The organism is Nonomuraea sp. NPDC059194, assembly GCF_042754765.1.
Taxonomy (GTDB): Bacteria; Actinomycetota; Actinomycetes; order Streptosporangiales; family Streptosporangiaceae; genus Nonomuraea.
Genome location: NZ_JBHZBH010000086.1, coordinates 1 through 9,079 on the forward strand (window position 1 = coordinate 1; position 9,079 = coordinate 9,079).

The 9,079-nt window shown below is 68.4% G+C and carries 13 protein-coding genes; 4 read left to right on the top strand and 9 right to left on the bottom strand.

The genetic code is table 11. From position 1 onward, the window contains the following. Positions 1-87 precede the first annotated feature (87 nt). The 6 genes from ACFXJ8_RS43505 to ACFXJ8_RS43530 all read right to left on the bottom strand — a co-directional run bounded on the left by ACFXJ8_RS43505 (position 88) and on the right by ACFXJ8_RS43530 (position 3,500). Positions 88-249, bottom strand: coding sequence for a hypothetical protein (locus tag ACFXJ8_RS43505; protein WP_379651375.1), 162 nt, complete (start codon positions 247-249; stop codon positions 88-90). After that, a complete protein-coding gene (locus tag ACFXJ8_RS43510) occupies positions 240-617 on the bottom strand; it encodes a TetR-like C-terminal domain-containing protein (protein WP_379651376.1) in 378 nt (125 codons plus the stop codon). The genes ACFXJ8_RS43505 and ACFXJ8_RS43510 overlap by 10 nt, the downstream gene beginning before the upstream one ends. Before the next feature lie 92 nt (positions 618-709). Further along, positions 710-1,369, bottom strand: coding sequence for a GNAT family N-acetyltransferase (locus ACFXJ8_RS43515; protein ID WP_379651378.1), 660 nt, complete (start codon positions 1,367-1,369; stop codon positions 710-712). A gap of 27 nt (positions 1,370-1,396) precedes the next feature. Continuing rightward, positions 1,397-2,383 carry an NAD-dependent epimerase/dehydratase family protein gene (locus ACFXJ8_RS43520; protein WP_379651380.1) on the bottom strand — a complete coding sequence of 329 codons (987 nt, stop codon included), beginning with the start codon at positions 2,381-2,383 and terminating at the stop codon, positions 1,397-1,399. Positions 2,384-2,415: 32 nt separating this feature from the next. After that, on the bottom strand, positions 2,416-2,907 hold the full coding sequence (locus ACFXJ8_RS43525; RefSeq protein WP_379651397.1) for a CGNR zinc finger domain-containing protein: 492 nt from the start codon (positions 2,905-2,907) through the stop codon (positions 2,416-2,418). A 23-nt stretch (positions 2,908-2,930) separates the two neighbouring features. Next, positions 2,931-3,500 (bottom strand): GNAT family N-acetyltransferase, encoded by a 570-nt coding sequence (locus tag ACFXJ8_RS43530; protein ID WP_379651382.1) that lies wholly within the window; start codon positions 3,498-3,500, stop codon positions 2,931-2,933. A gap of 66 nt (positions 3,501-3,566) precedes the next feature. On the opposite strand from ACFXJ8_RS43530, the gene ACFXJ8_RS43535 reads away from it, so the two are divergent. Together ACFXJ8_RS43535 and ACFXJ8_RS43540 are read left to right on the top strand one after the other, a co-directional pair. Continuing rightward, positions 3,567-4,583 (top strand): aminotransferase class V-fold PLP-dependent enzyme, encoded by a 1,017-nt coding sequence (locus ACFXJ8_RS43535; protein WP_379651384.1) that lies wholly within the window; start codon positions 3,567-3,569, stop codon positions 4,581-4,583. After that, the gene (locus ACFXJ8_RS43540; RefSeq protein WP_379651386.1) at positions 4,580-4,897 is read left to right on the top strand and encodes a DUF952 domain-containing protein; all 318 of its coding nucleotides are present in this window, start codon (positions 4,580-4,582) and stop codon (positions 4,895-4,897) included. Before ACFXJ8_RS43535 ends, ACFXJ8_RS43540 begins: the two co-directional genes overlap by 4 nt. Here ACFXJ8_RS43540 and ACFXJ8_RS43545 read toward each other — a convergent pair. Genes ACFXJ8_RS43545 through ACFXJ8_RS43555 form a run of 3 tightly spaced genes read right to left on the bottom strand, consistent with a single transcriptional unit; the run spans position 4,876 to position 7,375 of the window. Further along, positions 4,876-5,682: an ABC transporter permease gene (locus ACFXJ8_RS43545; RefSeq protein WP_379651388.1), complete on the bottom strand. Its 807-nt coding sequence runs from the start codon at positions 5,680-5,682 to the stop codon at positions 4,876-4,878. The genes ACFXJ8_RS43540 and ACFXJ8_RS43545 overlap by 22 nt on opposite strands. Next, positions 5,682-6,440, bottom strand: coding sequence for an ABC transporter permease (locus tag ACFXJ8_RS43550; protein ID WP_379651390.1), 759 nt, complete (start codon positions 6,438-6,440; stop codon positions 5,682-5,684). Before ACFXJ8_RS43550 ends, ACFXJ8_RS43545 begins: the two co-directional genes overlap by 1 nt. Further along, entirely contained in the window at positions 6,440-7,375 is a 936-nt protein-coding gene (locus ACFXJ8_RS43555) for an ABC transporter ATP-binding protein (RefSeq protein WP_379651392.1), read from the bottom strand. The genes ACFXJ8_RS43550 and ACFXJ8_RS43555 overlap by 1 nt, the downstream gene beginning before the upstream one ends. Before the next feature lie 56 nt (positions 7,376-7,431). Between ACFXJ8_RS43555 and ACFXJ8_RS43560 the strand changes: the two genes are divergently transcribed. Further along, positions 7,432-7,818 (top strand): nuclear transport factor 2 family protein, encoded by a 387-nt coding sequence (locus ACFXJ8_RS43560; RefSeq protein WP_379651394.1) that lies wholly within the window; start codon positions 7,432-7,434, stop codon positions 7,816-7,818. Between the two features lie 693 nt (positions 7,819-8,511). Further along, positions 8,512-8,763 carry a hypothetical protein gene (locus ACFXJ8_RS43565; protein ID WP_379651395.1) on the top strand — a complete coding sequence of 84 codons (252 nt, stop codon included), beginning with the start codon at positions 8,512-8,514 and terminating at the stop codon, positions 8,761-8,763. The last annotated feature ends 316 nt before the right edge of the window (positions 8,764-9,079 follow it).

The window sequence follows — 9,079 nt, forward strand, 5'->3', positions numbered from 1 at the left end:
GCACAACGACAAGACCGGCCAGCCGATCAAACGGTCTCTGATCCCCTACGACCACTGAACTTGACCAGACCCCTTGGACTCATTCATCTAGGCGGCCGGTCCGCCGGAGTAGTCCAGGGCGAGCATGCCGGCCAGATCGCGCAGGCATTCCTCGAAGACGGGCTCCAGGTCGCTGTAGGCGAAGTCCAGCTGGTGCAGCACTTCCATGCACAGCAGGCCGTACAGCCGGATCCAGCACGTCAGGAACACGTGCGCGGCCTCAGGGGCAGCCGTCCGTCGATGGCGGCCGAGTAGGCGGCCAGCTGCTCGCGCAGCGACCCGGGCAGATCGGCCAGGTCGGGCACCGGAAACGGCCGCGTCCGCCATACCTCGACCGTCAGCTCGAAAAGGACCTGCTCGAAACGCAGCGCCGCCTGGTGGCGTACCGAGTCCGGCTGCCGGTTGGGCGGGGCGATGGGGGAGGCGAAGATCCAGCCGAACTCGGCCGGATGGGTGATCGCCCAGGCGCGCATGGCGCGGCAGACCGCCAGCATCCGCTCGCCGACCGGCGCGTCGGCGCGGGCGTCGCGGGCCTGCTCCATCGCGGCGGCCAGCTCGCGGAAGAAGCCGGCGGTCACCGCGCCGACCAGCTCGTCGTGGCCGGCGTAGTAGTGCTACCCGGGACCCCGTCCTGCAGCGCCGCCCGGGCTGGTCGTGCGGATCCGAGTGCTCAAGCGCTCCGGCTCGCTTGGCGGGCCAGCCATTGCGACCGTGAGATCGCGTACTCGACCTCCCCGAGCTCACTGCCGGGAAGCGGTTCATCCCACTCCATGTGGAACGTCCGAATGTGTTGCATGCCGACCGCCGCCATCGTCGCACGGGAGCCGGCGTTGACCGCCATCGTCTCGGCGAAGATGCGCCTCAGCCCAAGGTCTGCAAACCCGTGCCGCACCAGCTCACGAGCTCCCTCGCTGGCCAAGCCCTTGCGCCAGTGCCGACGCAGGAGCCGGTACCCAAGCTCGGCCTGCCCCTCCACCGGGCCTTGGTCGGCGCGCGCCGGGGGTTCCAGGATCCACCAGCCGACGAACTCGCCGTCGACGAAACCAGCCCAGAACCCGAGCCCCGCAACACGGCCGGCAGCGGCGAGCCGACGACGATGGTAGTCCTCGACCTCCTCACGGGTACGCGCCCGGCCCAGATAACGCATCACCTCGGGATCGGAGTCGAGTTCGATCTCGTGCTCGAGGTGCTCGTCGGACAGCGGGACGAGCAGGATACGGCTGGTTCCCAGCGTTGCCTGAGACATGGCCGCCATTGTCGCACTGCCCGATACCGACATGAGCCGGGCCACGTCCCAGCCGGTGGAGCGGGGGAGTCGGGCGTCGCCCATGCCGCCCCCATCAGCGCAGAAAACGAGTCAGCCGAGAGCGTCGAGCAACTCCCGCTCACGCCGGGCGCTCAGACCGGAACGTCGTACCCGGTCCAGGCCCTGCTCGCGTTCCCACAGCAGCGTGTCGGCCAGCAGCTCGGCCCGGGGCCGATGACGCAGCCCCGCCGCGCGCGCCGCCGACCCGTTGCGGGCCGACATCGCCTCCCAGCCCGGCTCGACCAGCCACATCGGCAGCGACTCGGCCCCCATGTACTCGGCCACGCCGCTCGCGAGCAGCCAAGCCGAGTCGGCGGTGACCACCGAACCGGCGTGCCCGCCGACAGCGCGGCACAGCTCGATCCACTCTCCGAACGCAACGACCGGACCCACGGCGTCGTACGTGCCGACGGTCCCCTTCTCAGCGGCGTCGAGCAGCCAGGCGGCCAGATCCCGCACGTCGACCGTCTGCGTCGGCATCGCCGGCGCATCGGGAACCAGCATCGGCCCCTGCCGGTCGCGTGCGGCACGGGCCACCCAGTAGCCGGAGCGCCCAGTGTGATCGCCCGGCCCGCCGATGAGTCCGGCGCGCGCGATGAGCAGACGCTCACCCACGACGGCCTTCGACGCCTGCTCACAGGCGGCCTTCGCCTCGCCGTACACCTCACGGCCGACCTCGCTGCGGTCGGTCGGGGCGAGCAGGGCCGCCGACTCGTCGGCGTCCAGCGTGTCATGGCAGGCGTAGGCGCTGACGGACGACACATACGTCCAATGCATGGCCGTTCCGCCCAGCGCGGCGAGCGCCTCACGAACGAAGCCCGGCTGCCACGACACCTCGATGACCGCATCCCACTCGCGGTCGAGCAGCGGTTCGTACGCCGAAGGATCACGCCGGTCGGCGGCCACCAGCCTCGCTCCCTGCGCGACGTCTCCGCTGTGGCCGCGCGCAAGACACGTCACCCGATGCCCGCGCTCGATCGCCTGCCGCGACACCTGCCGGCCCACCCATGCTGTTCCACCCAGAACCAGGATCTCCATCCCGACACCCAAGCACGGCGAACACGAGCCCCTCAGGCGGGTTCACCAACAGCGCACCCGGCTCGCGCCCGGTGCCGCCGTACCGCGTCGCGGTTGGCGCACCGCTGGGAGCAGTAGCGCTGCCGCCCGGTGCGTGAGGTGTCGGCGAAGATCACGGCGCACCCGGTCACGGCGCACCGCCGCAGCCGGTGCATGCCCCGCCCCGCCAGGTGCAGCGCCGTACCAACCGAGATCAAAGACAACAACACCGAGCCGAGCGGCTGCCGCTCGGCTCGATAGTGCAGATGCCAGCCGTCGCCGGCATGGTCGGTCAGCCGCGGGTAGGCCGCGGCCGCCGCCAGCATCCGGTTGACCAGCTCGGCCCGCTCACGCTCGTCGCAGGCGTCGACGACCTGCTCCCACGCCCGCAGCGCGGCCAGCGTGCGGTCCAGATCCTGCGGCGTGACCGGGCGCTCCAGCACCAGCCCGGCGGCGCGGCAACGGTCGGCGAGCTCCTCGGCGCTGGACGGGCGCCGGTTGGCCAGGTCCGCCCTTCACCCAGGCCGCCTCACCGCTCCCGCGACAAGCCAGCCCACTCCGAGCCGAGCATCGCGTACACGACCTCATCGCTCCACTCGCCCTTGACCAGCTCGTTCTCCACCAAATGAGCCTCCCGGCGCATCCCCAGCTTCTCCAGCACCCGAGCCGACGCCGTGTTCCGGCCGTCCAACCGGCCCACGATCCGATGCAGCCCCAACTCCTCGAACCCCAGCCGCAACATCTGCCTGCTCGCCTCCGGCGCATACCCCTTGCCGTGGAAGTCAGGATGCAACACGTACCCGATCTCACCCTGCTGGTGCTGACGACTCGTCCAGATCAGCAGCACCTGCCCGATCACCTGGCCCGTCTCCCGCAACGTGACAGCAAGATCGAGAACATCGCCCTCCTCCAGCAGCGCCACCCGCGTCACCCGCTGGCCCAGCACCTCACGCGAAGCCTCCAGATCACGCGGCTCCCAGTACAAGAACCGCGCCACCTCAGGCAGCCGCTCCCACGCATGAACAACCTGCAGATCATCAGGACGGAAAGGCCGCAACACCAGCCGATCGGTCACGATCGGAAACGAAGGCTTGAGCATCCCCGCAGTGTAGGAAGCACACCCCGCGAAAGCGACACATTTTCCCGCCTGCCTAAGCTGACCGGCATGCACCTCGACGCCGCCCGCAAACTCTGGCAACCCACCCCGGGCTGGCTCAACACCGCCAGCTACGGCCTACCACCCACCCCCGCCTACGACCAGCTCCACACCGCACTCACCCAATGGCGCCACGGCAGCACCGACTGGCAGGCCTGGGACGAACAGGTCACCCACTCACGCGCCGCCTTCGCCACCCTCATCGGCGCACCCACCGCCGACATCACCATCAGCTCCACCGCCTCCCAGATCATCTCCCAGATCGCCACCGCCCTGCCAAAAGACGCCCGCGTCCTGATCCCCGACATCGAATTCACCAGCAACGTCTACCCCTGGGCCGTCGCCGCCCACGTCGAAACCGCCCCACCCGACCGCCTCGCCGACGCCATCACCCCCGACACCACCGCCGTCGCCTTCAGCCTCGTGCAGTCAGCCACCGGCCAACTCGCCGCCCTCGACGACATCATCCAAGCCGCCCGCGCCCACGACACCCTCGTCATCGCCGACGCCAGCCAAGCCTGCGGCTGGCTACCCATCACCACCAACGGCCTCGACGCCCTCGTCTGCGCCGCCTACAAATGGCTGATGTGCCCCCGCGGCGCCGCCTTCGGCTACCTGTCACCCCGCCTGCGCGACCGCATGACACCCACCGCCGCCAACTGGTACTCCGGCACCAACATGTACGGCATGCCGCTCACCACCCACCCCGACGCCCGCGCCTACGACCTGTCACCGGCCTGGTTCTCCTACGTCGCCGCCGCCCCCACCCTCGACCTACTCAACCAACTCGACATCCACGACATCCGCCGACACAACCTCGCCCTGGCCAACCGCTTCCGCACCGGCCTCGGCCAACCACCAGCCGACAGCGCCATCGTCAGCCTCGACACCACCCACCCCGACACCCCGCAACGCCTCGAAAAAGCAGGCGTCCGCATGGCCGTACGCGCCGGAAAACTACGCGCCAGCTTCCACCTCTACACCACCGAACACGACGTCGACCTCGCCCTGGAAGCCCTCACATGAGCGTCCTGCACATCGCCTACGCCACCGACTGGCACCACGCCCAGCACACCGGCGAATACCGCATCTCCACCCGCGGCCGCACCCTCGAACAAGAAGGCTTCATCCACCTCAGCCACGACCACCGCCAAGCCCAAGCCGTCACCGACCGCTTCTACGCCGACGTCACCCAACCCCTGCTCCTGCTGGAGATCGACCCCACCGGCCTCGACATCCGCTACGAAACCCCCGAAGGAAGCGACGAAACCTTCCCCCACCTGTACGGCCCGCTCCCCACCAGCTCAGCGACCGCCGTTCACGAACACAACACCCGCTGAATCCGCCGCGAGGCCACCCACAACCCCAACCCGCACAACACCGCCAAATACAGCGCATGCCCCGCCAGCGCCCACTCCAGCCGGCCCAGCGCCAAACCCCGCACCAACTCCACCGCCTGATACAGCGGCGTCACCTGCACCACCGCAGCCAACACCGGCGGATAACCACCCACCGGCGCGAACGTCCCCGAAAACAGGAACAACGAGAACTGCGCCGCCGTCAGCAGATCGAAATCCTGCCACCCCCGCAAGAACGTCGACACCGCCATCCCCGCCGCCCCGAACGCCAACCCCACCAGCATCGTCGCCGGAAACGCCGCCAACGCCCACCACGGCTCGGCCAACCCCATCACAGCCATCACCAGCAAGAACGCCGCCGTATAGAACGAACTGCGCACCATCGCCCACGTCAGCTCACCCAGCGCCACCTCGATCGGCCGCACCGGCGTCGCCAAAATCGCCTCGAACGTCTTGGCGTACTTCATCTTGAAAAAGAAGTTGAACGTCGTCTCCGCCAGCGCCCCGTTCATCGCCGAAGCCGCCAACATCGCCGGAGCGACGAACACCGCATACGACACCACCCGCCCATCACCCAGCGGTATCCGCCCCACCAGCGCACCCACGCCGATCCCGATCGACAACAGATACAACAACGGCTCGAAGAACCCCGACACCAGCACCAGCCAGTACGAAGCCCCGCTGCGCAACGCCCCCAGATTGCGGCCTACCACCGCACCCACCCGGCCCGCCGACACCTGCCGGGCCACCATCAAGGTCACCATCATCAGTCCTGAAGTCGCTTACGGAAGGCATAGGCGGCCCACCACGAGCCCGCCACACCGAACACCAGCAGATACCCCACATGCACCCACACCGGCCACGGGGGAGCGGCCCCCAACGTCGCCGCCCTGCACAACTCCACCCCATGCCACAACGGCGACGCATACGCCAACGGCCGCACCAGCTCAGGCAACTGCCCCACAGGAAAGAACACCCCGGCGAACAACGTCGAAGGGATCATCACGAACCGAAACAGCAACGCGAAGTAACTGTCATGATCGATCGACGCCGCGAACGCCGACACAGGCGCCGCCACCGCCACCGCCAGCAACGCCACCACCAGCACCGTCGCCACCGACCACACCGACGACAGCACCCCGAACCCGGCCACCACCGCCAGGAACACCACCGCGGCGACCTCCACCCGGAACACCACGTACAGCATCCAGCCGCGCACCATGTCCCACGCCGACACCCGCGTCGCGAACATCGCGTGCGCGCCCCGCGTCCACTTGAACTCGCTCAGCACGCTGTAGGTGCACTCACCCACCGCCATCTGGAACGCCGTCGAAGCCAGCACCCCCGGCACGATCCACTCCACGTACGGCACGCCCTCCACCGTGCCCACGTAACCACCGACCCCCAGCCCGATGCTCACCAGGAACAGCAACGGCAGCAGGAACGACGAGAACACCGACGCCCGCCACAACCGCTTGTACAACGTCAGGTGCCGCTCCAGCACCGCCACCGTCGGATGCGCCATCAGTCCACCAACGTCCGGCCGGTCAGGTGCAGGAACACATCCTCCAGCGACGAACGCCGCACCAGCACACTCGAAGGCGCCAACAGCCTGCGATGCACCTCCGAGACCGCCTCGTCGCCGTCCTTGGCATACAGCAGGATCCGATCAGGCAGCAGCACATCCACCCGATCACCCACCCCCGACAACCGCTCCACGAACCCCTCCAGCGGCTCCGACCCGAACCGCAACTCCACCACCTCGGCCGACGAATACGTCTCGATCAGCGACCGCGGCGACCCCTCGGCCACGATCCGCCCGCCGTCCATCACCACCAGCCGATCGCACAACTGCTCGGCCTCGTCCATGTAGTGCGTCGTCAACACCAACGTCACCCCACGCTGCTTCAGCCGGAACAACCGCTCCCACAGCAGATGCCGAGCCTGCGGATCCAGCCCCGTCGTCGGCTCATCCAGCAACACCAGATCCGGGTCGTTCACCATCGCCCGCGCGATCGTCAACCGCCGCTTCATCCCACCCGACAGCGGCTCCACCTTGCTGGACGCCTTCTCCGTCAACTGCGCGAACTCGAGCATCTCCTCGGCCCGCTCCCGCGCCTGCGCCCTCGACAACCCGAAATACCGGGCATACGTCGTCAGGTTCTCCCGCACCGTCAGATCAGGATCCAGATTGTCCAACTGCGGGCACACACCCAGCCGCGCCCTGATCGCCGGCCCCTCCCGCACCGGATCCATCCCCAAGATCCGCAACTCGCCCGCCGACGGCATCGACACACACGAGACCATCCGCATCGTCGACGACTTACCGGCCCCGTTGGGACCCAGGAACCCGAACGCCTCGCCAGGCGCCACCTCTAGATCGATGCCGTCCACCGCGGTGAACTCACCGAACCGCTTGACCAGCCCGCGCGCGTAGATGAGAGGTTGAAGAGCAGCCACGAGCCGGAACACTAGCCAACGGCACCGACAAAACCGCAACCGATTAAATCACCACCATGGACACCCGCACCGCCGCCCAGCGCTTCGCCGACACCTGGCAGCACGGCTGGACCCACCACGACCTCGATGCCCTGGCAACCCTCTACGCCGAGCACGCCGTCCACACCAGCATGCCCTTCCGCCCACCCCACCACGGCAAGGCCGCCATCCTCGACTACATCCGCTGGTCCTTCGACGGCGAGACACCCATCACCGTCACCTTCCAGCCACCCCTCGTCGACGGCGACCGCGCCGCCATCGAGTTCCGCGTCCACGCCCTCGACGGCAAGCAGCCCGTCGTCCTGGCCGGATGCGTCTTCGCCCGATTCGACCCCGACGGCCTGGCCGTAGAGACCCGCGACTACTGGCACACCGAACCGCAACACAGCCCCCACCCGCAGTGACGCCACCCGGCGGGGGAGAGGAGCGGTGACGCCTCCCGAACCGGCTGGGGGCGCGCGCACCACCGTTCACACACACTGACGCGCCCGACAGGGGAGAGGAGCCGGGCCCGCCACCCCCGCCCGCCGTAACGCCATCCGTCAGGGAGAGGAGCCCGCGGCTGCGACGCCATCCGACGGGGCTCGACCGTGGTACCGGCGCCCGACCAAGCCCGCCATCACCACGGGGCCGGGGCCGGGGCCGCCACCAGCAACGCCACCTGGCGGGGGAGAGGGGCGAACGCGCCTACCACCGCCCACCTACGGTGACGCCGCCCAGCAGGGGAGAAGCGCCACCGGCCCCACCATGACCGGCGCGTGGCCCGTGAACGTCACGCGTCCGACGCCAACGTTAAGCCACGGTGAAATCATGCGTTCCAATCCCCAAATGGCCTAAAACGGTTGATCTTCATGAGGTAGAAAAACCGCGTGCCGACCGATAACCCCGAGCGCACCCACGCCTCGCCACCCCTCACAAGCCCCTGCCCCCACACACCCCCATGCCCCCCACCGACCTGCCTACCACCCACCCTGCTCAGCGCCCACAACGCCCAGCCGGCCACAGCCCCCCGCACCCACCCAACCCCCAAAGACCCCGACCGCCCCGCCAACGGCTACGACATCCAAGCCGGCTACATCTACAAATTCGGCCACACCATGGACGCCTCCGCCACAGGCGTCCACCAGCTCAAAGAACACACCCCCATCTTCGAAGGCGCCAACCTCGCCCCCCTCGCCGGCATCCCCATCGTCGGCCTCCTCTTCGTCAGCCGCTTCAACAACATCTCCAACACCTGGCGCGACAGCGCCGGCATCCTCGGCAAAGTACTCACCGAGGACAGCGGCAAGATGTTCCGCTCAGCCGACATCTACATCGCGGCCGAAAAAGCCGCCACCGTCAGGAAGTGACACCCCCGATGTCGACACCTCCCCACGAACCACCCAAGATCACCACACCCGCCACCCCCCAACAACTCCACGTCGCCAACAGCAGCGGCACCGTCGTCCGAACCGTCACCGTCACACCCACACCCGCCACCACCCCGCCAACGCCGACCCCCATCCCGCCCCGTCCCACACACCCCCCGACCCGCACCCCTCCCTGTCAAAATAGACATAGGTAACAAACGGACATGAAACTCTGTGCTGAGGGTGGGGAAGGAGTCATCCCTTCGTGGGAGCAAGCGAACAGGATCTACCGATCCCTGACCCCCAGGTACGCGAG

Coding starts and splice junctions, on each gene's coding strand:
- ACFXJ8_RS43515 (WP_379651378.1), bottom strand. CDS start 1,369: ATGGGCGACGCCCGACTCCCCCGCTCCACCGGCTGGGACGTGGCCCGG.
- ACFXJ8_RS43520 (WP_379651380.1), bottom strand. CDS start 2,383: ATGGAGATCCTGGTTCTGGGTGGAACAGCATGGGTGGGCCGGCAGGTG.
- ACFXJ8_RS43530 (WP_379651382.1), bottom strand. CDS start 3,500: ATGCTCAAGCCTTCGTTTCCGATCGTGACCGATCGGCTGGTGTTGCGG.
- ACFXJ8_RS43535 (WP_379651384.1), top strand. CDS start 3,567: ATGCACCTCGACGCCGCCCGCAAACTCTGGCAACCCACCCCGGGCTGG.
- ACFXJ8_RS43540 (WP_379651386.1), top strand. CDS start 4,580: ATGAGCGTCCTGCACATCGCCTACGCCACCGACTGGCACCACGCCCAG.
- ACFXJ8_RS43545 (WP_379651388.1), bottom strand. CDS start 5,682: ATGATGGTGACCTTGATGGTGGCCCGGCAGGTGTCGGCGGGCCGGGTG.
- ACFXJ8_RS43550 (WP_379651390.1), bottom strand. CDS start 6,440: ATGGCGCATCCGACGGTGGCGGTGCTGGAGCGGCACCTGACGTTGTAC.
- ACFXJ8_RS43560 (WP_379651394.1), top strand. CDS start 7,432: ATGGACACCCGCACCGCCGCCCAGCGCTTCGCCGACACCTGGCAGCAC.
- ACFXJ8_RS43565 (WP_379651395.1), top strand. CDS start 8,512: ATGGACGCCTCCGCCACAGGCGTCCACCAGCTCAAAGAACACACCCCC.